This window comes from Stenotrophomonas sp. Bg11-02 (assembly GCF_002836635.1).
Taxonomy (GTDB): domain Bacteria; phylum Pseudomonadota; class Gammaproteobacteria; order Xanthomonadales; family Xanthomonadaceae; genus Stenotrophomonas; species Stenotrophomonas lacuserhaii.
On record NZ_PJAY01000068.1, the window covers coordinates 80,264 to 106,503 of the forward strand.

At 66.7% G+C, this 26,240-nt stretch carries 21 protein-coding genes and 1 tRNA gene; 10 read left to right on the forward strand and 12 right to left on the reverse strand.

Annotation, left to right across the window (positions count from 1 at the left end; translation table 11 throughout):
* Positions 1-108: 108 nt before the first annotated feature.
* From rimK to CXG43_RS16270, 3 genes are all read right to left on the reverse strand, one after another.
* A complete protein-coding gene (gene rimK / locus CXG43_RS16260) occupies positions 109-987 on the reverse strand; it encodes a 30S ribosomal protein S6--L-glutamate ligase (protein WP_101100857.1) in 879 nt (292 codons plus the stop codon).
* Between the two features lie 127 nt (positions 988-1,114).
* Positions 1,115-1,188, reverse strand: a tRNA-Gly gene (locus tag CXG43_RS16265).
* A gap of 124 nt (positions 1,189-1,312) precedes the next feature.
* Positions 1,313-3,127, reverse strand: a complete 1,815-nt coding sequence (locus tag CXG43_RS16270) for an autotransporter domain-containing protein (protein WP_101100955.1) — start codon at positions 3,125-3,127, stop codon at positions 1,313-1,315.
* Between the two features lie 186 nt (positions 3,128-3,313).
* Here CXG43_RS16270 and thiS point away from each other — a divergent pair, with 186 nt between their 5' ends.
* The 4 genes from thiS to CXG43_RS16290 all read left to right on the forward strand — a co-directional run bounded on the left by thiS (position 3,314) and on the right by CXG43_RS16290 (position 7,097).
* Positions 3,314-3,514 carry a sulfur carrier protein ThiS gene (gene thiS / locus CXG43_RS16275; RefSeq protein ID WP_101100859.1) on the forward strand — a complete coding sequence of 67 codons (201 nt, stop codon included), beginning with the start codon at positions 3,314-3,316 and terminating at the stop codon, positions 3,512-3,514.
* 176 nt (positions 3,515-3,690) lie between these two features.
* On the forward strand, positions 3,691-4,485 hold the full coding sequence (locus tag CXG43_RS16280) for a thiazole synthase (protein ID WP_101100860.1): 795 nt from the start codon (positions 3,691-3,693) through the stop codon (positions 4,483-4,485).
* Positions 4,485-5,219 (forward strand): tRNA (guanosine(46)-N7)-methyltransferase TrmB, encoded by a 735-nt coding sequence (gene trmB, locus CXG43_RS16285; RefSeq protein ID WP_101100862.1) that lies wholly within the window; start codon positions 4,485-4,487, stop codon positions 5,217-5,219. Before CXG43_RS16280 ends, trmB begins: the two co-directional genes overlap by 1 nt.
* Positions 5,220-5,249: 30 nt before the next feature.
* Entirely contained in the window at positions 5,250-7,097 is a 1,848-nt protein-coding gene (locus CXG43_RS16290) for an SLC13 family permease (protein WP_101100864.1), read from the forward strand.
* A 98-nt stretch (positions 7,098-7,195) separates the two neighbouring features.
* Here CXG43_RS16290 and CXG43_RS16295 read toward each other — a convergent pair whose 3' ends face one another.
* The gene (locus CXG43_RS16295; protein WP_101100866.1) at positions 7,196-7,531 is read right to left on the reverse strand and encodes a Rieske (2Fe-2S) protein; all 336 of its coding nucleotides are present in this window, start codon (positions 7,529-7,531) and stop codon (positions 7,196-7,198) included.
* A gap of 181 nt (positions 7,532-7,712) precedes the next feature.
* On the opposite strand from CXG43_RS16295, the gene CXG43_RS16300 reads away from it, so the two are divergent.
* The 4 genes from CXG43_RS16300 to CXG43_RS16315 all read left to right on the forward strand — a co-directional run bounded on the left by CXG43_RS16300 (position 7,713) and on the right by CXG43_RS16315 (position 10,889).
* A complete protein-coding gene (locus CXG43_RS16300; protein ID WP_101100868.1) occupies positions 7,713-7,988 on the forward strand; it encodes a hypothetical protein in 276 nt (91 codons plus the stop codon).
* Between the two features lie 116 nt (positions 7,989-8,104).
* Entirely contained in the window at positions 8,105-8,812 is a 708-nt protein-coding gene (locus CXG43_RS16305; RefSeq protein ID WP_101100870.1) for a fumarylacetoacetate hydrolase family protein, read from the forward strand.
* 54 nt (positions 8,813-8,866) lie between these two features.
* Positions 8,867-9,280, forward strand: a complete 414-nt coding sequence (gene mscL, locus CXG43_RS16310) for a large-conductance mechanosensitive channel protein MscL (RefSeq protein WP_101100872.1) — start codon at positions 8,867-8,869, stop codon at positions 9,278-9,280.
* Positions 9,281-9,467: 187 nt separating this feature from the next.
* On the forward strand, positions 9,468-10,889 hold the full coding sequence (locus tag CXG43_RS16315; protein ID WP_101100874.1) for a M28 family peptidase: 1,422 nt from the start codon (positions 9,468-9,470) through the stop codon (positions 10,887-10,889).
* Between the two features lie 53 nt (positions 10,890-10,942).
* Here the strand turns inward: CXG43_RS16315 and CXG43_RS16320 are convergent, their stop codons facing one another.
* The 7 genes from CXG43_RS16320 to CXG43_RS16350 form a co-directional block, all read right to left on the reverse strand.
* On the reverse strand, positions 10,943-12,412 hold the full coding sequence (locus tag CXG43_RS16320; protein WP_101100876.1) for an alanine/glycine:cation symporter family protein: 1,470 nt from the start codon (positions 12,410-12,412) through the stop codon (positions 10,943-10,945).
* A gap of 395 nt (positions 12,413-12,807) precedes the next feature.
* Positions 12,808-13,584: a TrmH family RNA methyltransferase gene (locus tag CXG43_RS16325; protein ID WP_232767843.1), complete on the reverse strand. Its 777-nt coding sequence runs from the start codon at positions 13,582-13,584 to the stop codon at positions 12,808-12,810.
* A gap of 57 nt (positions 13,585-13,641) precedes the next feature.
* A complete protein-coding gene (locus tag CXG43_RS16330; protein WP_101100880.1) occupies positions 13,642-15,147 on the reverse strand; it encodes an alanine/glycine:cation symporter family protein in 1,506 nt (501 codons plus the stop codon).
* A 253-nt stretch (positions 15,148-15,400) separates the two neighbouring features.
* Positions 15,401-18,526 carry an efflux RND transporter permease subunit gene (locus CXG43_RS16335; protein WP_101100881.1) on the reverse strand — a complete coding sequence of 1,042 codons (3,126 nt, stop codon included), beginning with the start codon at positions 18,524-18,526 and terminating at the stop codon, positions 15,401-15,403.
* On the reverse strand, positions 18,523-19,653 hold the full coding sequence (locus CXG43_RS16340; protein WP_101100883.1) for an efflux RND transporter periplasmic adaptor subunit: 1,131 nt from the start codon (positions 19,651-19,653) through the stop codon (positions 18,523-18,525). The genes CXG43_RS16335 and CXG43_RS16340 overlap by 4 nt, the downstream gene beginning before the upstream one ends.
* A 204-nt stretch (positions 19,654-19,857) precedes the next feature.
* Complete coding sequence (locus CXG43_RS16345) at positions 19,858-21,945, reverse strand: TonB-dependent copper receptor (protein ID WP_332870925.1); 2,088 nt, start codon at positions 21,943-21,945, stop codon at positions 19,858-19,860.
* 213 nt (positions 21,946-22,158) lie between these two features.
* Complete coding sequence (locus tag CXG43_RS16350; RefSeq protein WP_057687362.1) at positions 22,159-23,142, reverse strand: LysR family transcriptional regulator; 984 nt, start codon at positions 23,140-23,142, stop codon at positions 22,159-22,161.
* A 199-nt stretch (positions 23,143-23,341) separates the two neighbouring features.
* Here CXG43_RS16350 and cysK point away from each other — a divergent pair, with 199 nt between their 5' ends.
* Together cysK and CXG43_RS16360 are read left to right on the forward strand one after the other, a co-directional pair.
* Positions 23,342-24,301 (forward strand): cysteine synthase A, encoded by a 960-nt coding sequence (gene cysK, locus CXG43_RS16355; protein WP_101100885.1) that lies wholly within the window; start codon positions 23,342-23,344, stop codon positions 24,299-24,301.
* Between the two features lie 147 nt (positions 24,302-24,448).
* Positions 24,449-25,054 carry an O-acetyl-ADP-ribose deacetylase gene (locus CXG43_RS16360; protein ID WP_101100887.1) on the forward strand — a complete coding sequence of 202 codons (606 nt, stop codon included), beginning with the start codon at positions 24,449-24,451 and terminating at the stop codon, positions 25,052-25,054.
* A 40-nt stretch (positions 25,055-25,094) separates the two neighbouring features.
* Here CXG43_RS16360 and CXG43_RS16365 read toward each other — a convergent pair whose 3' ends face one another.
* Positions 25,095-26,222, reverse strand: coding sequence for an ABC transporter substrate-binding protein (locus tag CXG43_RS16365; protein WP_157825142.1), 1,128 nt, complete (start codon positions 26,220-26,222; stop codon positions 25,095-25,097).
* Between the last annotated feature and the right edge of the window lie 18 nt (positions 26,223-26,240).

The window sequence follows — 26,240 nt, forward strand, 5'->3', positions numbered from 1 at the left end:
CCTGCTGATGAGGCAGAGCTGCGGTTTGATGGACATTACGTCAGTGCCGATTAAAGGGTCGTTAAATCGGCGTCTCACGAGAAAAGAGAAGCGCATTTACTTTTATATTCAACGACTTACGATTTTTTCGACATGCTGGATGATGCGTCCGGCGATATCGACCTTGCACGCTCCTTCAACCCCTTCCAGCCCCGGCGTGGAGTTCACTTCCAGCACCAGCGGACCGCGCGCGGAGCGGATCAGGTCCACCCCGGCCACGCTCAGCCCGAGCGCCTTGGCCGATCTCACCGCAACCTGCGCCTCGGCACGGCTGGCCTTGGCCGCCTGGGCGGTGCCACCGGCATGCAGGTTGGAGCGGAAGTCGCCCTCCGGCGCTTGCCGCTGCATGGCCGCCACCACCTGGTCGCCGACCACCAGGCAGCGCAGGTCGGCGCCTTGGGCTTCGCCGATGAACTCCTGCATCAGGAAGTTGGCATACAGGCCGCGCAGGGCATCGACGATGCCGCGCGAGGCACTGGCCTTCTCGGTCAGGATGACCCCCCTGCCCTGCGTGCCTTCGTTGAGCTTCACCACGTGCGGTGGCGGGCCCAGCATGGACAGCAGGTCGACGGTGTCATCCGGGTTGTCGCCGAACACGGTGATCGGCATGTCGATGCCCTTGGCTGCCAGCAGCTGGTGGGCGCGCAGCTTGTCGCGCGAACGCAGGATGGCATCGGAGGGATTGGGGGTACGCGCGCCCATCAGTTCGAACTGGCGCAGCACGGCGGTGCCGTAGCGGGTCACCGAGGCGCCGATGCGCGGAATCACCGCATCCACCCCGGTCATCGGCCGCCCCTTGTAATGCATGCTGAAACCGTCGGCGGCGATGCGCATGTAGCAGCGCAACGGATCGAGCACGCGCACCGTGTGGCCCCGGCTGCGCGCGGCCTCCACCAGGCGGCGGGTGGAGTACAGCTTGCTGTTGCGCGAAAGGATGGCGAGTTTCATCGGGGCCGGGCCGTGCGGAAGCGCGAAGCATAGCGCGCGGCACGTAAAAGGGGACGGAGGGGATTAAGTCGTATCTGGCAGCATGGCCATTAACGACTTAATCCCCTCCGTCCCCTTTTTCATGCGATGGAGCGGGTGAAGGGAATCGAACCCTCGTCAGTAGCTTGGGAAGCTACAGCTCTACCATTGAGCTACACCTGCAATGCAGGGCGACAGTGTAGGCGGCGGGCCATGGAAAGCGCAATCCGCCGCAGTGCGGGAGGTGACGACCAACGGTCGTCACCCACCATGGCGATGACGGCCAGCGGCCGTCACTACCCTACCGTCAGAACGCGCCGCTGAAGCTGGCGAAGATCGAGGTGTCCATCGCCTTCTTCTGCATCGTGGTCGCGCTCAGGCCGATGTTGCTCTGCAGGCCGAACAGTTCCATGCGCGCACCCACGATGGCGGTGGCGTAGTCCTTGTCGAACTTCAGGCCCGGCACGCGGTAGCTGCCCACGCCCGGCAGGCTCTGCAGGAAGGCGCTGCCTTCCTGGCGGTCTTCGAACTCATGGTCGTAGGTGACCTGCACGTACGGCTTGATGCTGCCGCCGTCCAGGCGTGCCTGCCAGCCGAGGCGGCCGACGGTGGAGTCGGCGTCCTGGTCGCTGTAGCCGAGTGCGGTGCTGCTCGGATTGCTTTCCAGATAGCCGTCCAGCTTGACCTTCTGCCAGATCACTGCGGCCACCGGACCGTGGCGGAAGCTGCCTTCCTGGCCGAACTCGTAGCCGGCGTTCAGTGCGGCGGTCAGGTTGCTGCCTTCCGGCGAGCCTTTGTGTTCGCGGGTGGCCGGGCCGAGGTGCACCTTGCGGGTGACGTCGTAGTCCAGCCAGCTGTAGCTGACCTGGCCGTTCACCCAAGCGCGTTCGCCATACCAGCCGGCGAACAGGCCTACGGTGGTGTCGGACTGGGTGAAGTCGCCCTGGCTGTTGCCGAAATCGGCATCCATGCGGCCATAGCCGGCGAAGCCGCCGACGACCATGCCATCACGCGCCCAGTCGATGCCGAACAGGCCGGCCGGGGCCAGGCCGTCGTACAGGTCGGCGTGGTCGTACCGCTGCATGTCGCCACGCACTCCACCCCACCACGACAGGCCATCGGCCGGGGCGCCGCCCAGGTGCAGGCTGACCTGGTCAGCGCGCGAGCGACCGACCGTCTGTGCCGAATGCGTCAGCACCTGCTGCAGGCGCGGGGCTTCCAGCACCGAAACGGCGTACTGGCCGAGCATCTGGTGGGTGGCCGCGGAGGGATGCACGCCATCGGCGAATACATAGGCGTTGGCGGCATCCGGGGCGACCAGGCTGGTCGGGTTGCAGGTCACCGACGAGGCCGAGGTGCAGGCCATGTCGGTGACGTTGCGGAAGCCGTAGGTGGTCGGACTGGCGACGATCTCACGCAGGATGGTGAAGGTGTCCAGCGGGATGAACTCGATGCCGGCCTGGGTCAGGCCGCCATACAACGCATTGTTGTAGGCCGTGGCCACGGCGGTGTACTGCGCCATGGCTGCCGGGCCACCGGCGCGGGCCATCGGGGTCAGGCCGATGTCCGGCAGGTTCGGCACCAGCACGTACTTGGCGCCAGCGGCCTGCAGGCTGCCGACGATGCCGATCTGGTTGGTCACCGCTGCCGCGATCACCGCCGGCGCCTGGGCCGGGTTGGTGATGCCGAACAGATCGTTGGGACCGCCCCACACGGTGTACAGGGCGTTGCCATCGGCCTTGCCGCCATTGGCCGCCAGGTAACGGGCCGCCTGGGTCTTCAGCGACGGCGTCGGGCCGAGTGCGCCGACCAGGTCGGTGGCTACGGTGGCACCACCGGCGGCATAGTTGTCACCGCTCTGGCCGTTGCCATTCGGGGTGGCATTGGTGCCGTAGTAGTCGGCTACGTGCTCGGCCCATACCCACGCCGGGTTGGTGGTGAACTTGCCGGTCACCGGCTGCACCGAAGGCGGCAGCAGCGGACGGAAGTAGCCGCTGTCGGTCAGGCTGTCGCCAAAGAACACCGTGCGGTTGAAGGCCGGATCGGCGGCCATCGCCGGCAACGCGGCAAGCGCGAGCGCCGCAGCGATAAGGGTGCGGACGGGACGTTTGCTGGACAACATGGGGAACTCCTGTGGGATCAAGCGCCGGCAATACGCCAGCGCACGGTGCAATGGTTTCATCAGCGCAGGCAAAGTCACGCTGCGCCGCGGCATGCAGTGTCGCCTGGCGTCCCTTGAACACAACACTTGAGCGCTGGATGACAGATTGAACCTGCCTGCCATGGCCGTATCAGCGACAATAACGACATGAACATCCAGCTCAACGGCCAATCCCGCACCCTGCCCCCCGGCGCCACCGTCCACGACCTGCTGCAGCACGAGCAGCTGCTCGAACGTCGCGTTGCGGTGGAAGTGAACAGCGAGATCATCACCCGCAGCCTGCATGCCACCCATGTGCTGGCCGACGGCGATGTGGTGGAGATCGTGCACGCGCTGGGCGGTGGTTGACGCTTGCCCTCGGCAGCGCCGGGCCATGCTCGGCGAGCGCAGCGGCAGGCTGAAGCATGACGACCAACGCTCGCTCCCCCGAAACAGAAGCAGACGGCCAGCGCGTGACTACCGGGCGCTTCAACGCCCGCGTGCGGCGAGCCCCGGCGCCGGTTACCCCATGCGATAATCGCGTCATGAACCATCACGCCCCCTCTGATTCGCTGGTCATCGCCGGCAAGACCTACGCCTCGCGCCTGCTCACCGGCACCGGCAAGTTCAAGGATCTGGAAGAAACCCGCGCGGCCACCGAAGCCGCCGGCGCGCAGATCGTCACCGTCGCCATCCGCCGCACCAACATCGGCCAGAACCCGGGCGAACCGAACCTGCTGGACGTGCTGCCGCCGGACCGCTTCACCATCCTGCCCAACACCGCCGGCTGCTATACCGCCGAAGACGCGGTGCGCACCTGCCGGCTGGCGCGTGAGCTGCTCGATGGCCACAACCTGACCAAGCTGGAAGTGCTCGGCGACCAGAAGTCGCTGTATCCGGACGTGGTCGCCACGCTGAAGGCGGCCGAGATGCTGGTGAAAGACGGCTTCGAGGTGATGGTCTACACCTCCGACGACCCGATCCTGGCCAAGCGCCTGGAAGAGATCGGCTGCGCGGCGGTGATGCCGCTGGCTGCGCCGATCGGATCCGGGCTGGGCATCCAGAACAAGTACAACCTGCTGCAGATCATCGAAGACGCCAAGGTGCCGATCATCGTGGACGCCGGCGTGGGTACGGCCTCCGATGCGGCCATCGCGATGGAGCTGGGCTGCGATGGCGTGCTGATGAATACCGCCATTGCCGGCGCGCGCCACCCGGTGCTGATGGCCAGCGCGATGCGCAAGGCAGTCGAAGCCGGCCGTGAAGCCTTCCTGGCCGGCCGCATCCCGCGCAAGCGCTATGCCAGCGCCTCTTCCCCCATTGATGGATTGATCGGCTGATGACCGACCCGTTTTCCAGTACCGGCTCCAAGGCTCCGGCCAAGCCGTTCACCGTCCACGAAGGACGCCGCGAGATCCGCAGCTTCGTGCTCCGCCAAGGCCGCTTCACCCCGGCGCAGCAGCGTGCATTCGATGAGCGCTGGCCGCGTTTCGGCCTGGATTTCAGCGGTGAAGTGCGTGATCTTGCCGCAACCTTCGGCCGCGATGCGCACAAGGTGATGGAGATCGGCTTCGGCAATGGCGTGGCACTGCGCTTCGCTGCCCAGCAGGATCCCAGCCGCGATTACATCGGCATCGAAGTCCACGCCCCCGGTGTGGGCAGGCTGCTGAACGCGCTGGCCGACGACGATGTCGACAACGTGCGGCTGTACCACCACGACGCGGTGGAAGTGCTGGAAAAGGAAATCGCCGACGGCGCGCTGGATGAAGTGCGCATCTATTTCCCGGATCCGTGGCACAAGAAGCGCCACAACAAGCGTCGCCTGTTGCAGCCGGCGTTCGCCGAACTGCTGGTGCGCAAGCTGCGCCCCGGTGGTCGGCTGCACTGCGCCACCGATTGGGAAGACTACGCCGAGCAGATGTGGGACGTGCTCGACGCGACCGCCGGGCTGGTCAACCGGGCCGGCCCACGCGGCCAGGTACCGCGTCCGGAATGGCGGCCGCAGACCCATTTCGAGACCCGCGGCCAGAAACTCGGCCATGGCGTCTGGGACCTGTTGTACGACCGCACCTGACCCCCTGACACCGACCGGATCGCGCCCCCCATGGAAACCGCGCTGACGCTGACCACCGATATGAAGCTCGTCCTCGGGCTGGTCGGTTTCACGATGGCGATGTTCCTGTTCGAGCGCATCCGCGCCGACGTGGTCGCGCTGGTGGTGCTGGTGGTGCTGGGCGTCACCGGCCTGATCGCGCCGGAAGAAATCTTCGGTGGTTTCTCCGGTAACGCGGTGATGAGCATCATCGCCACCACCATCCTGGGCGCGGGCCTGGACCGCACCGGCGCACTGAACCGGCTGGCCGCCTGGCTGCTGCGACGCGGCCACGGGGTGGAACAGCGGCTGCTGATCATGACCACCGCGATCGCCGGCTTGAACTCCTCGTTCATGCAGAACCCTTCGGTGATGGCGCTGTACCTGCCGGTGGCCTCGCGGCTGGCCGCGCGCACCGGACTGACCCTGCAGCGCCTGCTGCTGCCGATCGCCGCGGCCATCGTGATGGGCGGTGCGCTGACCATGGTCGGCAACTCGCCGCTGATCCTGCTCAACGATCTGCTGGCTTCGGCCAACAACAACCTGCCTTCGGGCCTGGCCACCATCGAACCGCTGCGGATGTTCGCCCCGCTGCCGATCGGCGTGGCCCTGCTGGTGGCCGCGTTGCTGTACTTCCACTTCTATGGCGACCGCAAGCTGGTGGAAGAGGAAACGCTGGCCAATGACGGGGTGACCCCGGCGCGTACGGAGAGCTACTTCGCCAAGACCTACGGCATCGAGGGCGATGTCTTCGAGCTGGTGGTCACCGCCGAAAGCCCGATGGTCGGCATGACCCTGGGCGAGGCCGAAACCCTGCACGATGCACCGCTGCTGCTGGCGCTCAAGACCGGCAACGACACCCGCCTGGCACCGCCGGCGGAGATGCGCATCTGGGTGGGCAGCGTGATCGGGGTGATGGGGTCGCGCCAGCTGGTCAGCGATTTCGCGCAGAACCAGTTCCTGCGCATGTCCTCGCGGCTCAAGCACCTGGGCGACCTGTTCAACCCCAGCCGTGCCGGTATTTCCGAAGCGGTGGTGCCGCCGACGTCGGACGTGATCGGCAAGAGTGCGGCCGAACTGCGCCTGCGCAAGGAGCGCGGCCTGAGCCTGCTGGCGATCAACCGCGACAAGCAGGTGATCCGCGAGGATGTGCGCGATGTGCAGCTGCGCGCCGGTGACATGCTGGTCTTCCACAGCATCTGGACCGACCTGGCGCAGGCAGCGCGCGGCCGCGAGTTCGTCATCGTCACCGACTACCCGAAGGGCGAACAACGCCCGCACAAGTTCAAGATCGCGATGAGCATCTTCGCGCTGACCATCCTGATCGCACTGACCTCCAAGCTGCCGGTGGCGCTGACCCTGATGACCGGCGTGGCCGGCATGCTGCTGACCGGCGTGCTGCGCATGGACGAGGCCTACGCATCGATCAACTGGAAGACCGTCTTCATGATGGCCGGGCTGATTCCGCTGGGCTGGGCGATGGATTCCAGTGGCGCGGCCGCCTGGGTGGCCGGGCACACCATCGACAGACTGCCCGAAGGCATCCCCTTGTGGGTGCTGGAAGTGGCGCTGGCGCTGCTGACCACGGCGTTTTCGCTGGTGATAAGCCACGTGGGGGCGACCATCGTGATGGTGCCGATCGCGGTCAACCTGGCGTTGGCCGCCGGCGGCAACCCCACCGCATTCGCCTTGATCGTGGCGCTGTCAGCGTCCAACAACCTGATGACCGCCTCCAATCCGGTGATTTCGATGATCACCGGCCCGGCCAATTACACCCCGCGCGAGCTGTGGCGGGTCGGCGCACCGTTGTCGCTGGTCTATACGATGGTGGTGGTAGCGATGATCAACATCATGTTCTGAGGCGGCAGTGCTGACGGCCTGCCCTGGTGGGTGACGACCGTTGGTCGTCACGCTGTCGCAAGCCGGTAGCGACGGCCGCTGGCCGTCATTCCCCGCGCTCAATCCGCCAGGAACACCTGTCCATCACGCACCTGCAGCGGCACCGCACGCAGCCGATCCCCCTTGCACGGTCCGGCTACGCATTCACCACTGTCCAGTGCAAACGAGGCGCCATGCGCGGCGCAGACCAGATGGCCTTCACGGCTTTTCAGGAACTGCCCCGGCGCCCAATCCAGCCGTCGGCCGGCGTGCGGGCAGATGTTGAGGAAGCCGCGCACGCTGTCACCGTCACGATGGATCACCAGCGATTCCGCGTCACCCTCGATCAGCACCTCAGTCTCGGCGAAGCCGCCGTCGGCAACGGTTTCGAGGGCGATCAACGGCTGGTCGGTCATTTCTGACTCTGCTTTAGAAAGAACTCCGATTGTCGCACGCCTGTGTTTGTGGCTGGATGTCACATGAACGCAAGTCCTTGATCTGCAATGAACAGCCCTGCGGATTAACGATTTTTTCACTCAGTGGAAGAGTCCCGCCCCGATACTGGTTGCTCGCTGATTTCAGCCTGGTGAGTTACCGATGATCAACCGCACCTTCCAGTTCAGCCAGTTCCGCACCCTGTTTGCGCCGCGCAAGCCGCGTCATCCGTTGGTGCGCGTAGCGGTGGGTCTGCTCGGCGTCGCCATCCTGGGCGTGATGGTGTTCGTTGGTGTGTTCTTGGGTGCGGCGATGATCATGGCCGGCCTGGCCTGGAAGCTGCTGGCACAGCGCAAGACGCCCGCACGGGCGGTTGACGCCAACGTGGTGGAAGGCGAGTACCGCGTAGTGCGCAAGCCGGCGTTGCCGACGCACTGATCCGCTGGGTGGTAGGCGGTCGGCAACGACCGTTGGTCGTCACGGCTGCTTACCGCTGCGCTCGCCGAGCATGGCGCGGCGCTACACTGCGACGACCTGATCGTTAGGACGTGCGCATGACCGATGTAATTCCTGCCCAGCCCATCCCCCGCATCCCGGTAGTGGGCGGCGGCACCTTCCCGGTGCACCGCATCTACTGCGTGGGCCGCAATTTCGCCGACCACGCCAAGGAAATGGGCGCGGCAGTGCCGGACGCAGCGGCACGCGGCAAGCCGATGTTCTTCAGCAAACCGGCCGATGCCATCGTGGTCGGCCACGACGATGTGATCCCCTACCCGCCTTCCACCACTGACCTGCACCACGAGGTGGAACTGGTGGTGGCCATCGGCGTGGATGCGCCCGAAGGCGTGCTGCCGGTCGAACAGGCGCTGTCGCTGGTGTACGGCTATGCCGTCGGCCTGGACCTGACCCGCCGCGACCTGCAGGCCGCAGCCAAGCAGAAGGGCCATCCGTGGGATACCGCGAAGGGCTTCGATGCCTCCGCACCGATCAGCGAGATCGTGCACGCCGGTGAAGTGGGTGACCTCGCCGCACTCAACCTGTCGTTGGAAATCAATGGCGAGGTGCGCCAGCAATCGCTGCTGGACCAGATGATCTGGACCGTGCCGGAGATCCTGCACGAGCTGTCCCAGCTGTGGCAGCTGCGTGCCGGCGATCTGGTGTTCATGGGCACCCCGGCCGGTGTGGCCGCTTTGCAGCCGGGCGACCGTTTCAGTGCACGCCTGGAGAACGTCGGCGAGCGCCACGGCGTCATCGCGGGCTGACGTCGGCTGCGTTAGCCTTCAACGCGAACACCCCACTTTTTTCAGGAGATCTCAATGGGATTCATCACTGAGTTCAAGGAATTCGCCACGCGTGGCAACGTCATCGACCTGGCCGTCGGTGTGGTCATCGGCGCGGCCTTCGGCAAGATCGTCACCGCGCTGGTGGAAAAAATCATCATGCCGCCGCTGGGGTGGGTGATCGGCCAGGTGGACTTTTCCGACCTGGTCTGGACACTGGCGCCGGCACGCATCACCGCCGATGGCGCGGAGATCCCGGCCGTGGTGATCGGCTACGGTGATTTCATCAATACCCTCATCCAGTTCGTGATCGTGGCCTTCGCGATCTTCCTGGTGATCAAGGGCATCAATCGCCTGTCGAAGAAGAAAGAAGCCGCGCCCAAGGGCCCGAGCGAAGAAGTGCTGCTGCTGCGCGAAATCCGCGACAAGCTGTCCGGCCCGCAGGCCTGATCGGCTACCTGCTGCGACACGGGGTCAGGTTCCTTTGCGCGACAGAGGAACCTGCCCCGTTCTGCAGGTCCCCTTTGCGCCATCTGTCCGGTTCTGCTCATTTCCGATGGACATGACCTAGGGCCCATGCACCCGGCAACGACGCTGCTAAGCTCAGACGCTTATGCCCCCTGCCGGAGTCCTCTCCATGCGCCGCCGCGTTCTCGCCATCGCCTCTTCCCTTGCCCTGCTGGCCTCACCGGCGTTCGCTGCGCCACGCATCACCACCCTGCCCCCGGCGTCGCTGGACGCCGCAGCCCAGCTGCGCGAACAGGCCTTGGCCGACGACACCGGCTGGAAGGTGGTGGAATCGCTCACGACGGAAATCGGTCCCCGCATCGCGGGCAGTGAGGCCGATGCCCGTGCCGTGGCCTGGGCCGAAGCACGCTTCAAGGCACTGGGTTTCGACAAGGTCTGGAAGGAACCGGTGACCTTCCCCAAGTGGGAACGCCGTAGCGAACACGCCGCCGTGGTCGGCGCGCATGCGCAGCCGCTGGCGATCACTGCATTGGGCGGCAGCCCCGGCGGAAAGGTGCAGGCCGAAGTGGTGCGCTTTGCCGACCTGGCCGCGCTGCAGGCCGCACCGGCCGGTTCGTTGCAGGGCAAGATCGCCTTCGTCGATTACCAGATGCTGCCGTTCCGCGATGGCCGCGACTACGGCCGCGGCGGCGCGATCCGCAGCAAGGGACCCTCCGAGGCCATCCGCAAGGGCGCCGTTGGCTTCCTGATGCGATCGGCCGGCACCGATTCTCACCGCGTCCCGCATACCGGCATCACCCGCTATGACGACGGGCTGACTCCGGTGCCGTCGGCCGCCTTGTCCGTGCCCGATGCCGACCAGCTGGCGCGCCTGGTCGCGCGCGGCACCACCACCGTGAGCCTGGCACTGGATTGCGGGTGGGATGGCACGGCGACGTCCTACAACGTGATCGGCGAGATCACCGGGCGCACATTGCCCAAGGAAGTCGTGGTGATCGGCGGCCACCTGGATTCCTGGGATCTGGGCACCGGCGCCATCGACGATGCGGCCGGCGTGGGCATCACCATGGCGGCGGGGCACCTGATCGGGCAGCTGAAGCAGGCACCCAAGCGCAGCATCCGGGTGGTCGCCTTCGCCAACGAGGAACAGGGTCTGTACGGCGGCAAGGCCTATGCCGAAGCACACGCCAAAGACATCGTGCTGCACCAGTTGGCGGCCGAAAGCGACTTCGGCGCCGGCCGTATCTACGCCTTCAATACCGGATCGCCGAACCCGGAAGGATCGCGCGAGGCGACCCGCCAGATCGCCGAGGTACTCAAGCCGCTGGGCATCGAGTACGTGCCCGACAAGGGCGGCCCGGGCCCGGACATCGGCCCGCTCGCCGCCAAGGGCGGCGCGTGGGCATGGCTGGCGCAGGATGGGACGGATTACTTCAACCTGCATCACACCGCCGACGACACGCTGGACAAGATCGACCCGAAAGCGCTGGCACAGAACGTGGCTGCCTATACCGTGTTCGCCTACCTGGCCGCCGATGCCGATGGCAGCTTCGGCAGCGAGGCCAAGGCGACCGTGCCCCCGGGCGAATAGGCGACCCGGACCACGCACCACTGCGCCCGGGCCAAACCCCGGGCGCACGATGCCTAGCGCATGCCTGCGGTGATGCGCTGCCACAAGCCGGCCCCCTTGATGCCCAACCGATCAGGATCGAATACCGGGTCTATGCCCGCCTTGCGGCTGTTTTCATAATCGCGCAATGCAGCCAGTGCCGGCTTGTGCAGCAGCAGGATGGCGATGATGTTGAGCCAGCTCATCATGCCCACGCCGATGTCGCCCAGGGTCCAGGCAAGCGTTGCGCTGTTGATGGCCGAGTAAGCGGCCAGCGCCAGGAACAGCGCGCGGAAGGCGTTGACGACCCACCCCGACGGTTTGTCGCGGCACAGGTAACTGACGTTGGTATCGCCCATGTAGTACAGCGCCAGGATCGTGGTGAAGGCGAAGGGCAGGATCGCCAGCGCTACGAACGACTTGCCGAATCCCGGCAACGCCGATTCCACCGCGTGCTGCACGAAGCGCGGCCCCGCTTCCATGCCCGGCAGGTTGTCCAGCAGCATCCGGGCCTGGTCGGGTACGCCGTTCACCGCCGGATCGTAGACGTTGTACATGCCGGTGGAAAGGATCAGGAACGCCGTGGCGCTGCACACCACCATGGTGTCGATGTAGACCGAGAATGCCTGCACCAGGCCCTGCTTGACCGGATGGGAGACCTCGGCCGCTGCCGCCGGGTGGGCGCCACTGCCCATGCCGGCTTCATTGGACAGCACGCCGCGGCGCACGCCCCACTGGATCGCCACGCCGATCATCGCGCCGAAGGTGGCATCCACGCCGAAGGCACTGCGCATGATCAGCGAAAGTACTTCCGGAACACGTTCGTAGCTGAGCAGCATCACCACCAGCGCCACCAGCAGGTAGGCGGTGGCCATCAGCGGCACGATCCACTGGGTGACCGCGGCGATGCGGCGCACCCCACCAAAGATGATCAGTGCCAGCAGCAGTACCACGGCCCCTGCGCTGGCCTGCACGGGGAGGCCCCAGGCTTCCTGCAATGCACTGCTGATCGCATTGGACTGGGTGCCGGCCAGCATCGCCGAGGCGGCGACCGTGCACAGCGCGAAGATCACCGCGTACCAACGCTGCCCCAGGCCCTTTTCCATGTAGTACGCCGGGCCGCCGCGATACTGGCCGCGTGCGTCGCGTTGCTTGTAGATCTGGGCGAGCGTGGATTCGACGAACGCGCTGGATGCGCCGAAGAATGCCACCACCCACATCCAGAAAATGGCGCCGGGCCCGCCAAAGGCGATGGCCATCGCGACACCGGCGATGTTGCCCACTCCGACCCGGCTGGACAGCGAGATGTTCAGCGCCTGGAACGGGGACAGGCCTGATTCCGACGCGCGGTGCTTGAACATCAGCCGCAGCATTTCCGGCAACGCACGCAGCTGGATGAAGCGCGTGCGAATACTGAAGTACAGGCCACCCAGCAGGCACAGCGCGACCAGGTACGGACTCCAGACGATAGCGACGACAGCGCCAACGATCGACTCAATGTTCACGACTCAACTCCATGAGGCAGAGGGGGTGGTATCCACACTGCCCAGCGCAGGAAGCGCCAACAATCAGGAAAGCTGTGAAATTCGCGCTGAAGGAGGGACGCCCCCCGTGGTGGGCATTGGCGCGGTCGAAGCGGCCTGGGGCCGCAGAGCGGCAGCGACGTGGCCTGCGTGCAGGTGCTGCTGACGCCGCGGCCAACGAAGGCTGACACGGGCAGGCGAAAAATAGCCCGGCCGTGAAGTCGGCCGGGCTGCCGCAGCGACCCATCCCACGCGACGGGCGGCATCCAGCGGATGCACCGGCCAACAACACCGCATCGGAGACGCAATGCGATGCCGCGCCTACAGCGTGCTATCCGCTTCGGCTGCCGGCCATGGGATGAAAGACAAGCGCGGGGTCAGGCAATACGGGAACGCGCCCACTGGGCCAGCAGCACGGCCGTTGCCGACGCCACATTGAGGCTTTCCACCGCCCCGCTGCCGGGAATCGAGACCTGCAGGTCACACGCCGCGGCCAGGGCCCGGTCCATGCCTTCGGCTTCGGCACCCATCACGTAGACCAGTCGCTGCGGCAGGTCGGCAGCGAACACGTTGCTGCCCCCTTCGACCAGGGTAGCTGCGAGGCTGAAGCCGGCCTGGCGCAGCTGCGCCATCGCCTCGGCGGTGGCCGGCAGCTGCACCAGCGGCACCGCTTCGGCACCGCCTTCAGCCACGCGTGCGGCAGCGCCGGAAATGCCCAGCGTGCTGCCTTCAGCCAGCAGCAGCCCACCGACGCCGAAATGCGCGGCCGAGCGCAGGATCGCGCCCAGGTTGTGCGGGTTGCCCACGCCGTCCAGCCACAGCGCCAGCACCGGGCCTTCGGGCAACTGCTGCAGCCACTGCGACAGCTCCAGCACCGGTGCGCGCTGCACATCGGCCACCACGCCTTCGTGGTGGGTGGTGCCGGACAGCTTGTTCAGGTCCCCGTCTTCCACCACGCGATAGCCGATCCGGTTGGCCACGCACCACTTCAGCAGCGGCTGCATGCGCGGGATCAGGCCTTCCAGCAGGTAGATCTTGCGGACCGCCTGCGGGCGCTGGTTGAAGGCGGCCAGCACGGCATTGACGCCGAACAGGCGCAGTTCGTCGCCATTGCCGCGCGCTGCCGGCGTCGCCGGCGCATCAGCGCGCGGCAGCGGGGTGGCGCGCGGCGGACGCGCGGACGGACGACGGTTGTTCCAGGGGTTGTTCACTTACGCTGCTTCCTGTTTCTTCTGCCAGAAATCGGCATTCTTGATGCCCAGTGCGACAGGGTCGAAGGTCGGGTCAAGGCCCAGCTTCTTCTGCCGCTCATAATCACGCAGGGCAATCATCGCAGGCTTCTGCACGATGAGGATCGCCACGATGTTCAGCCAGGCCATCAGGCCGACACCGATATCGCCCAGCGCCCAGGCCAGCTGTGCGTTGTGCACGGCACCGAAGATCACCATGCCGATGATGCCCAGCCGCAGCACCAGCACCGTCAGCGGACGCTTGGCGTTGTTGTTGAGGTAGGTCAGGTTGGTTTCGGCCATGTAGTAATAGGCCATGATCGTGGTGAAGGCGAAGAAGAAGATCGCCACCGCCACGAACGCCGCGCCAAAACCGGGGATGACGCTTTCCACGGCGGCCTGCGCGTAGCCGGCGCCTTCGGCGATGCCGGCAAGCCCCTGGAAGATGGGCGCCGCACCGGCTTCCGGCGAGTACACGTTGTAGGTGCCGGCCGCCAGGATCAGGAAGGCGGTGGACGTGCATACCATCATGGTGTCGAAGTAGACCGCGAAGGCCTGCACGTAGCCCTGCTTGGCCGGATGGGAAACCTCCGAGGCGGCTGCGGCGTGCGGTGCCGTGCCCTGGCCCGCTTCATTGGCGTAGATGCCGCGCTTGACGCCCCACTCCACCGCCAGGCCCATCATCGCGCCGAACGCGGCATGGGTTCCGAACGCGCTGTCGAAGATGATGCCGAACATTTCCGGCACGCGCTCGGCATTGAGCACCATGATGGTGATGGCCATCAGGATGAAACCGGCGGCCATGAACGGCACCACGATTTCCGCAAAGCTGGCGATGCGCTTGACGCCGCCGAAGATGACCACGCCCAGCAGCAGCGCGACCGCCACGCCGATGCCGAGTTTCATTGCCTGCACCTGCTCCATGCCGAACACCTGGCCATCCAGCGGGCCGCACAGGGCGCCACCGCGGCAGGCGTTGACGATGCTGTCGGCGATGGCGTTGGCCTGCACGCCGGGCATCAGGAAACCGGCGGCGACGATCGTGGCCAGCGCGAAGGCCATCGCATACCACTTCAGGCCCATGGCCTTTTCGATGTAGTAGGCCGGGCCGCCACGGTAGCGTCCTTCGGCGTCCTTGGTCTTGTAGATCTGCGCCAGCGTGCATTCGATGTAGGACGTGGAGGCGCCCAGGAAGCCCATCACCCACATCCAGAAGATGGCGCCGGGGCCACCGAAGGCGATGGCGGTGGCGACGCCGGCGATGTTGCCGATGCCCATGCGGCCGGCCATCGACATGGCCAGCGCCTGGAACGAGGACACACCGGCATCGGACTTCTCGCCGGACACGGTAAGCCGGCACATTTCGAAGAACCCGCGGATCTGCATGAAACGGGTCCGGGCACTGAAATACAGGCCGGCGGCAAGGCACATGAAGATCAGCGCCTTGCTCCAGATGATGCTGTTGATGAAATGTACGGCTGCTTCCACGCGCTCTCTCCAGTCGGCGGAACAAGGGACGTCCCGTCGGCTGAAGGGAACCGGGTTGATTCTAGCTGGCGAATGGAACTCTTGGTGGGTGACGACCGTTGGTCGTGGTGGGTGACGACCGTTGGTCGTCACGCCCCTGGTCCATCAGAAGCTGTGACGACCAACGGTCGTCACCACCGGAGCCGGGTCGTCACCCACCGGAGCCGGGTCGTCGCCCACCGGGGCCCGGGGCGTCACCCACGGCAGCCGCCGGTCAGGCGTGGCCGCCCACCGATGGGGTGTCCTTCTCCTGCTTTTCCAGCTCGCGCGCCACCGCTTCAGGCGAACGCGTGAATGGCGCCAGGCGGGCGTAGAACGCCGGCACCACGAACAGCGACAGGAAGGTGGACAGGGTCACACCGAAGATGATCACCACGCCGATGGTGCCACGGCTGGCCGAACCCGGCCCGCCGGCGACCACCAGCGGGATCGCACCGACCACCGTGGCGATGGAAGTCATCAGGATCGGGCGCAGGCGTACGCGCGCCGATTCGATGATCGCCTCGCGTACCGTGCGTCCCTCATCGCGCAGCTGGTTGGCGAACTCCACGATCAGGATCCCGTTCTTCGCTGCCAGGCCCACCAGCATCACGATGCCGATCTGGCTGAACAGGTTCACCGTGCCACCGCTCACCCACAACCCTACCAGCGCACCGAGCACGCCCAGCGGCACGGTCAGCATGATGGTCAGCGGATGGATGAAGCTTTCAAACTGCGCGGCCAGCACCAGATAGACCACCAGCAGGGCCATCGCGAAGGTCAGTAATACCGCCCCACCTGAACTCAGGTACTCGCGCGATTCGCCCTTCCAGCTGATCTGCGCATGCTGCGGCAGCTCCTCACGGGTGACCCCCTGGGCCCAGGCGATGGCTTCGCCGAGCGGATAGCCGGGCGCAAGGCCGGCACTGATGGTGATCGAGCGCAGGCGGTTGAACCGGTTCAGCGAACCGGCTTCAGCGACTTCGCTCAGCGTGACCAGGTTGGACAGCGGCACCAGCTCACCGGAGCTGGAGCGCACCCGGATGGCGGCCAGGTCGGCCGGCGTGGCGCGGCCGTCGCGGCCGGCCTGCACCAGCACGTCGTACTCTTCGCCGTTGTCGACGAAGGTGGTGACCCGGCGCGATCCCATCATGGTTTCCAGCGCCGAACCGATCGCCGTCACCGGTACGCCCAGGTCGGCCGCACGCTGGCGGTCGATGTTCACCCGCATCTGCGGGCGGGTTTCCTTGTAATCCGAATCCACGCCGACCAGGCCGGGGTTGTCGGCCATGCGCAGCAGGATCCGGTCGCGCCACTGGGCGATTTCTGCATATTCCGGCCCGCCCAGCACGATCTGGAACGGCTGGCCGCCGCTGCGCACCAGGCCACCGCCGACCTGCGTGCGCACGCGCACGCCGCGCACGGCATCGAGGTCCTTCTGCAGTGCATCGGCCACTTCCGGGGTGGAGGTGGAGCGTTCGCGCCATGGCTGCAGGAACACGCTGATGCGGCCGGTGTGCATTTCCTCGCTGGACCCCCAGCCGCCCGGCACGCGTGGGTTGGCGCGCACGATCGGGCGGTCTTCGCCCACATGCTTGGCAACGATCGCCTCCACTTCCTGGACCTGGCCGACCGTGTAATCAAAACCCGCGCCTTCGGGGCCGTCGATCATGATCTGGAACGAGCCGCGGTCTTCGGCGGGCGCCAATTCGGACGGCAGGTGCTTGATCAGCAACCAGCTGGCAAACAGCGTGGCCGCCATCACCAGCAGGTAGATCCAGGTGCGGTCCACGTGGCGGTCCAGCACGCGGCCGTAGCCGCCGGCGAGTTTTTCCAGGTTTCGGTTGATCACCCCGTACAGGCCACGCGGGGCCTGGCCGGTATGCGGCTTGAGCAGCTTGGAGGCCATCATCGGGGTCAGCGTCAGCGCCACGAACGCGGACAACGCCACGGCGGCCGCCAGCGCCACTGCCAGTTCGCGGAACAATCGCCCGGTGTTGCCTTCCAGGAAGCCGACCGGCAGGAATACCGCCACCAGCACGGCGGTGGTGGCGATCACCGCGAAGGCCACCTGCGCGGTGCCGCGCTTGGATGCCACCAGCGGCGGTTCGCCCAGGTCGATGCGGCGCTGCACGTTTTCCACCACCACGATCGCATCGTCCACCACCAGCCCGATGCACAGCACCAGTGCCAGCAGAGTCAGCAGGTTGATCGAGAAATCGAAGGCGTACAGCGCGATGAAGGCAGCCACCAGGCACACCGGCACGGTGACCGCCGGGATCAGCGCGGCGCGGAAACTGCCCAGGAACAGCCAGATCACCACCAGCACCAGCAGCATCGCTTCCACCAGCGTGGCGTAGACGCGGTCCACCGCCGCTTCGATGAAGGTGGTGTTGTCGAATGTCACGGCGATCTGCGTGCCCTGCGGCAGGGTTTCGGCGATGCGGTCGGCCTGCGCACGGGCCAGCCGGGTCACGTCCAGTGCGTTGGCGGTGGAGGTTTTGACGATGCCCAGGCCCACGCCGGGTTCGCCGTTACTGCGGTAATAGGCACGGCGTTCGGCAGAAGCCAGCTCGATCTTGGCCACATCGCCCATGCGCACTACGTAGCCATCGCTGCCCTTGCCCAGCGGGATGGTCGCGAAGTCTTCCGGCTTCACGTAGTTGCGCTCCACACGCAGGGTGAAATCGCGGTCGGCCGACTCGATGCGGCCGGCCGGCAGCTCCACGTTTTCGTTGCGCAGCGCGGTCTCCACATCGCCGGTGGTCAGCCCACGCGCGGCCAGTTGGTCGCGGTCCAGCCAGATCCGCATTGCATAGCGCTGGCGACCGCCGATGCGCACCTGCGATACACCGTCCAGGCTGGCAAAGCGGTCCACGACGTAGCGTTCGGCGTAATCGCTGAGGGCCAGCGTGTCCATGTTGGACGAGGACAGGTTGAACCAGATGATGGCTTCGTCATCGCTGTTGGCCTTCTCGATCTCCGGCGCGCGCGCCTCGTCAGGCATGCGATCAGCCACGCCGCTGACCGCGTCGCGCACATCGTTGGCAGCCGCTTCGATATCGCGGTTGCTGGTGAACTCCAGGCTGATCTGCGCGCGGCCGTTGGTGCTGCGCGCGTTGATCATGTCGATGCCTTCGATGCCCGACAGGGAATCTTCCAGCACCTGGGTGACCCGGCTTTCGATCACCGCCGCCGATGCACCGGGATAGTCCACCGATACCGACACCACCGGTGGATCGATGGCCGGCAGTTCGCGCAGCGTCAGCCGGGTGAACGACATGATGCCGAGCACGATCAGCAGCAGGCTCATCACCACGGCGAAGACCGGCCGCTGGATGGAGATGTTGGAGAGTTTCATCCGCCGTTACCGGCCGGTGCGACGGGCGCGTCCGAGGCCGGCGCTGCCGGCGGTGCCGGCAGTTTTTCCGGCTCCGGTGCATCCACCGGCGGTACCGGCCGCGCATCGACCTTCAGGCCGGGACGCAGCTTGCCGGTGCCGTCCACGATGATGCGCTCGCCGGCCTTGATGCCCTGCTTGAGTTCCACCACGCCGGCGCGCCGCGATCCGATCACCACGTCGGCGCGCTCCACCGTGCTGTCTGCCTTCAGCCGGTAGACATAAGAGTCCCTGCCCACCTGCACCACGGCGATCTCCGGCACCACCAGCGCCTGCCGTTCCGGGCGGTAGATACGCACGTCCAGCAGCATGCCCGGACGCAGTGCGTGGTCGCCGTTGGCGAAGTCGGCACGCACGGTGACCGCTCGGGTGGACGGGTCGACGCGGGCATCGATGGTGGTTACTTCGCCTTCGAACGTACGCCCCGGCCAGGCCACGCTGGTGGCTTCGACCTTGTTGCCGTTGGCCAGCGAAGACAGCTCCGCCTCCGGCACCTGGAAGTCCACGTGCATGCGCTGGATGTCGTCCAGCGTGGCGATCGCCGTGGTCGGGGTCACCAGCGAGCCCGGGCTCACCTGGCGGATGCCCAGCACACCGGCGAACGGTGCCCGCACGCTGCGATCACCGATGTCGGCCTGCATCTCCGCCACCCGCGCTTCGGCGGTATCGCGGATCGCCTTCTGGGTGTCCAGGGTGGAACTGGCCACCAGTTGCTGCTGGGCCAGTTCGCGCTGGCGCCTGTACAGCTGGTCGGCTTCGGCGAAGGTGGCCTGGGCCTGGGTCAGGGCCGCCTGCTGGGCCAGGCCGCGCAGGGTGACCAGCGGGGTGCCGGCAGCCACCTGCTGGCCACTTTCGAAGTGCACCTGCTCGATGATCTCGCTGACCTTGGCGGTGATGGTCACCGATTCACGCGCCTTGGCCGTGCCCAGTGCCTGCAACGTATCGCTCCACGCGGCCGATTCCACGACCTGCGCGGTGACCGGCACATCGGCGCCCTGGCGGCGCGCCGCCTGCGGTTCGCCCTTGCAGCCGGCCAGCAACACCAGGGCCAGGCCAACGGCCGTGCCCATTGCGATACGTCCCACCATGAATAGTCCCGTCCTCTGCATGACCGGCGAGTGTAGGGGCGCCATGCGAAGACCGTATGTGCCAAGCGTTTACCGCAGCCCACGCAGCCGGCGATAGCGACCGGAACCCTTTCCGTGCAAGGGCTTGCGCCAGGGTGTCATCGTGTATCGGGATGTGTCGGCCTTGCGCGGCGAGCGGCCTGCAGCTGATTCGCCGCAGCCAGCTCAGTACCGGTAATCCACCTTCATCCACGCGGTGCGACCGGGCTCGTTGATCCGTACCGGATCCGCCGGAAAGCCGAAATCGGCGCTACCGGCCAGGTTCAGGTGTTCGCCGTAGGTTCGGTTGGACAGATTGTCCACCCCGACGCTGGCCTGCAGGGTCGGGGTGAAGCGATACGTGGCGTTCACCCCCAGCGTGGCGAAGCCCGCGCTGGGCCCCAGGTCCTGCGCCACCACATTGCCCTGCCCCACTGCCACCCGGCGCTGGCGCATGGCTGCCCGCAGCAGCGTGCCGACACTCCAGCGCGCGCCCTGCCAGTCCGCGCTCAGACGCGTTTCCAGCGGCGGCATCTGTGGCAGTGCCGCCCCATCGCTGCGGTTTTCGCCCCAGGCGTAGGCCAGCGTCCAGCCCACCTTCCACTGCGCGTCCAGCTGTGCCTGCAGGCCCGCTTCGGCGCCGGCGATGCGCGCTGACACGTTCCGCGCCCGGCTTTGGTTGCCCCTCCTCGCGCCGGCCTGGTAATCAAACAGTATGTAGTCCTGCAGACGTCCGGCGTAGGCGGATACCCATGCTTCCACCCGCGCGTGGCGGTACTTCATGCCCATGTCCAGCTGGGTGGTCCGTTCGGGCTGGACGGCATCGAAGGCATTGCGCGAGTCGATGGGTCCGGCATCGGGTGAAAACAGCTCCCAATAGTCAGGCATGCGCGCGCTGTGGCCGAGGCCGGCGTATAGCTGCAGGCCATCGGACAGGTCGCGCTCCCAGCGCAGGAAGCCGCTTCCCAGCCACTCAAGGCGCTGTTCACCGAAGGTCGGATTGGGCATCGGCATCATGCCGCCACCCCGCTGCCGCTGGTCCACGGCCTGCGCGCGATCCACGCGAAAGCCTCCGATCCAGCGCTGCGCGCTGCCTGCTCCCAGGGTGAGTTCGCTGAACACGCCGTGGCGTCGGAACTGCGCGTCGGCCGTCTTCGGCAACAGCCGGTAGCGCCCCCGCCCCATCGCACTGCGACCTCGATGGCGTGAGTCCTCCGCATCCACCCCGGCCACGATCACCACGTCCTGCCAACGCCATTCACTGCTGATCCTGCCGCCACGGGTGCGGCGGTCCACGTTGGAGGCCATCGGCATCGGCATGCGGCTGTCCGGATCCGGCACGCGCAGTGTGTAGTTGTCCATCACGTGGTCAGCGTTGTTGTAGTAGACGTTGGCCAGCAGCGCGTCCCAGGCACCGGGCAGGTTGCGTTTTTCCAGGCGCGCGCCGTGGCTGCGGCGTGCAAAGGCGACTCCGTCCATGCCGCGTCCGCCATAGCGTGCAATGGCATCGCCGGTGCCGGCAGACACCTCCAGCAGCGTATCGGCATCGGGTGTCCAGCCAATGGCGAGGTCGCCACTCCACTTGCGCCATCCAGATGGCACTACCGCGCCGTTGCCATCACGGTAGTCATCCGATTCGGAACGGTTGCCGCCCGCGCGGACGTACACATCCGGCGCCCCCACGGTGAGGTCCAGCAGCTGGTCGTTGCGGTTGCGCGAACCCACTAGGGTGCTGGCATTGGCGCGCACACCGGGCGCCTCGAAGCGGGGCGTGTCGCGCTCGAAGCGCACCGTGCCGGCCGATCCACCGGCACCCCAGCGCACGCTCTGCGGTCCCTTGATGATGGTCAGCCGGTCGAAGGTTTCCGGGGCGATGTAAGACAGCGGGTTGTCCATGCGCGAAGGACAGGCGCCGACCAGGTTGCCGTCGTTGCTGAGGATGTTCAGCCGCGAGCCGGACATCCCGCGCAGTACGGGGTCGCCGTTGGTACCCCCATTGCGGATGCGGGAAAAGCCTGGAACCGTCTTCAGGTAATCGGCACCGTCGCTGGCGGGCACCGGTTGCCGCGGCAGGCGCGGATCGGTCACCCAGTGCAAGGGGGAAGACGGCGCGCTTGCAGTGACCACCATGGTATCGAGCGTATGGGTGGGTGTCTGCGAGGCAGGCGCATCGGAGCTGGACTGCAGGGCGCGCGCAGGTAGTGCGGCGAGGGAAAAGGCAAGGCAAGCCGGCAGGCACGCCAGGGCGCGCGCGGAAGGGTGGGCGATGGTCATCTGTGGAACTCCAGCAGGCGCAGGCGCGCACACCGCCGCTGCAGGCGTGGTGCGCTTGAACGGGTGGTTCAACCGATCTGCAAGCGATCCGGTCGGCCACCCACAGCATGCGCAGGCCAGCAGGTTGGAGCCAGTGGCAAGGCCGACGTCACGGGCCGGGGAACATGCCCACCCGCGATGGCCCCGCCCGCGCTCGCCACCCAGTTGAAGGGGTCAGGACGTAATGGTCTGGGTCAACGATTCCCACGTAGGCGGCAGCGGCCAGTTCGCGGCCTGGTTGCCATCCAGTACCCGGCGCAGGTCGCGCGGGTCGATCTGCGGAGCGAGCACGTGCACCAGTTCCAGCGCGTAGTCGCGCAGCACGCGGTCACGCGGCAGCACCGCCCAGGCGATGCATTCGGCGATCGGCGCCGGCGCCACCCAGGCACGCAGGTCGTGGTCGGCGGCACTGACCGCCATTTCAGCCAGCAGGCCCACGCCCACCCCGCTGCGCACGTACGTCTTGATCAGGTCGGCATCCAGCGCGGTCAGCGCGATGTCCGGCTCCAGACCGGATCCGGCGAAGGCCCGCTGCAGCGAAGACGCCGCACGCGTGGACGATTCGTAGCTGATCAGCGGATGGGCGGCCAACGCGGCCAGGTCCGGGGCGCGGCCGGCGCGGTCCAGCGGGTGGCCCTTGGGCACCAGCACCAGACGGCGCCAGCGGTACAGCGGGACCGCGATCCCGGCACTCGGTTCGCCACCGGCGGTGCTGATGATGGCGATGTCCGCATCGCCCTGGCTGAGCAGGTCCAGCGCGTCGCTTTCAGCGGCCTGCTGCAGGTGCACGCTCACCTGCGGATAGGCCTGCTTGATCCGCGCCACCGCCGGCGGCAGCACGAACCGTGCCTGCGTGTGGGTCGTGGTCAGCACCAGCTGGCCCTGGCTCTCGCGCCGCTGGTTGGCGGCGTAAGTGCGGATGTTGTTGGCTTCGGCGAGCACCGCGCGGGAGCGGCTGATCACTTCCACCCCGGCCGGAGTGACCGATTCCAGGCTGCGGCCGCGCCGCACGAACAGCAGGAAGCCCAGTTCATCCTCCAGCTGTTTGAGCTGCTTGGACAGTCCGGGTTGGGTGGCATGCACGCGCGAGGCGGCGAGCGTGATGTTCAGCTCGGCGTCGGCGATGGCGACCAGATAGCGGAGCTGGGTCAGCGTCATGGCAGGCGGCTCGGTAGGGAAAACCACTGTAGGTCAATTGCCCTCACCAACATATAACCAAACGTTGTCTATGAAAGGTATCTGGTCATTTCCTGCTGTCATATGGCAGCGCTACGGTCAGCCGGCCAAGGCGGTCACCAGCAGCGGCCGCCTTCCCTCTTGCCGCCGCGTCTGGCGCGGCCCCTCCCGGAGTGCCCTCATGGCCCTGTACGAGTCCATCCTCGATACCATCGGCAACACCCCCATCGTCAAGCTGCACCGGCTGGCACCGGCGCACGTCACCCTGTACGCCAAGGTCGAAGCGTTCAATCCGGGCGGGTCGGTCAAGGACCGGCTGGCGCTGGCGATCGTGCTGGACGCCGAGCAGCGCGGCCTGCTCAAGCCGGGCGATACGATCATCGAGGCCACCTCCGGCAACACCGGCGTGGCGCTGGCGATGGTGGCCGCCGCCCGCGGCTACAAGTTCGTCGCCACCATGGTGGAAACGTTCTCCATCGAGCGTCGCAAACTGATGCGCGCGTATGGTGCCAAGGTGATCCTGACCCCGGCCGCCGAGCGTGGCAGCGGCATGGTGCGCCGGGCCGCCGAGCTGGCCCAGGAACACGGTTGGTTCCTGGCCAGCCAGTTCGCCAACCCGGCCAACCCGGCCTATCACCGCAACACGACCGCGCCGGAGATCCTGCGTGACTTCGCCGGCCGGCGGCTGGACTATTTCGTCAGCGGCTGGGGCACCGGCGGCACCCTGACCGGCGTGGGCGAGGTACTGAAGGTAGCCCGGCCGGAGACCCGCATCATCGCCACCGAACCGGCCGGGGCGGCGCTGTTGAAGGGCGATGACTGGAAGCCGCACAAGATCCAGGGCTGGACGCCGGACTTCGTGCCGGACGTGCTCAACCGCAACGTGGTGGACGAACTGGTGACCGTGGAAGATGACCGCGCGATCAGCACCGCGCGCCGGCTGGCCGCCGAAGAAGGCCTGTTTGTCGGCATTTCCGCCGGTGCCACGCTCGCCAGCGCGCTGGATGTCGCCGAACGCGCCGAACCCGGCTCGGTGATCCTGGCGATGCTGCCGGACACCGGCGAGCGCTACTTCTCCACGCCACTGTTCGCCGATGTGAACGAAGGGTCCGACGACGACTGGCTGGCCGGCCTGCCGTAAGCCCTTCCTGGCCTGGCGGGCGGGCTGTTGTTTTCCCGTTCGCAGCGTGTGAGACGGTCATGACGCAGCCTGCATGTCGCCCCGGTTACGGTGGCACACGCAACGCGGGACGTTGCGCCGTTTCAACGACAGCCAGGAGAAGGAAGCATGAAGATCGAAGTTTGGCAGGGTGACATCACGACCCTGGCGGTGGATGCGATCGTCAATGCGGCCAACGAATCCCTGCTCGGTGGCGGCGGCGTGGACGGTGCCATCCACCGGGCAGCAGGTCCTGGATTGCTGCAGTCGTGCGAGCAGTTGCCGCAGCTGCGCCCCGGCGTGCGCTGCCCCACCGGCGAAGTGGTGGCCACCGACGCGCATGAACTGCCCGCGCGCTTCGTGCTGCACACGGTGGGCCCGGTCTGGCATGACGGCCAGCGCGATGAAAGCGCACTGCTGGCCAATTGCTACTGGAAATCGTTGCAGCTGGCCGAGAAACTCGGCGCGCGCTCGATCGCCTTCCCGGCGATCAGCTGTGGCGTCTACGGTTATCCGCTGTACCGTGCGGCGGAGATCGCGGCCACCGAGACGCTGGCCTGGCAGCGCAGCCATCGTGAGCCGCGGCGGATCATCCTGGTGGCCTATAACACCGCCACGTTCAAGGCCTACCAGCAGGCGCTTTCGGCCGCCGGGCAGACCCTGGAAGATGAGAGCGAGGCACCACGCAGCAGTGATCGCGCCATTGCGGCGCAGTCGTTGATACCGGCTTTCTGAAGGTGGTGACGACCCGAGGGTCGTCACCGTTGAAGCGTTATCAGTTGGCGTCCACCTCACTCGGTGCCGCAACCGCTACGTCGCTGTCCGCCGATGCGGCATCACGCACCGAAAGCGATTCGCCGCTCCCCGCGCTCACCCGCACCTGCACCACGGCCTGGCTTTCTTCCAGGCTGGCGACCAGCAGCTGGTAACGACCCGCCGGCAGGTTCGCCTGCAGGCGTGCATTGGTGCCATTGCCGCCGTCGTCGTCTTCCAGGTTGATGGTGCCGCCCGTCAGCCGCAGGGTGGTATCGACCTGGTCGGACAGCGCATCGATGCGCACCGAGCCGGCCTGCGGCACGTTCAGCACGAAACGGCGCTCGCCGTCCTCGCGTGACAGCAGCGCCTGCACGTTGGCGCCGACAGCCAGGGTGGTGCCATCGGCGGCCACCACGTCCGCGGCCAGCGCGGTGTTCTTGACGTCCAGGCGGAACTGGCCACTGCCTTCGTCATCCAGCGCGCGCACGCCCAGCTTGTAGGTGCCGCTGTCCAGCATCAGGCTCAGGCGTGAGTTGGTGGAGCTGCCGCCGTCATCGTCTTCCTCTTCCACGTTGGCGCCCTTCAGGTCGAGCACGGTGTCGAACGCATTGGAGGTCAGGTTGATCTGATACAGGCCGGGCTTGTCGACCTGCAGGGTGTATTCCTGGCGCTGGCCGGCCAGCAGGTCCACGATCTGCCCACCATTGGCGAGCGGCTTGCCGTCATACGGCACCACCTCGGTGGCCTGCAGGCGATACGGACCGTAGGCATCGGCGTCGTCGCCATTGACGGCGATACGGTAACGGCCGGCGCCGTCGGCACGGAAAGTCACTTCCAGGCCGCTGTCTTCGGAGCGCTCGCCACGGGTCACCAGGGTGCCGTCGTCGCGGAACACCGATATCGCGCCGGACAGCGAACCGACCAGCTTCAGCGACACCGCCTGCTTGTCCTTCAGTTGCATCGAATAAAGCTGGTAGCGGCTGCCGTCGCTGAAGCTCAGCGGGCTGGACGTGGTGATCTCACCGGCCACCGCCTTGTCGAAGTCCAGCGAAGCGGCCTTGCCACCGTCGGCGGCGCCCGCCTTCTGGCCACAGCCGCTGATAGCCAGCGCCAGGGCGGCGGCCAATAGTGTCGTTGCAGTACGCATGGTGTTTCTCCTTGGCCC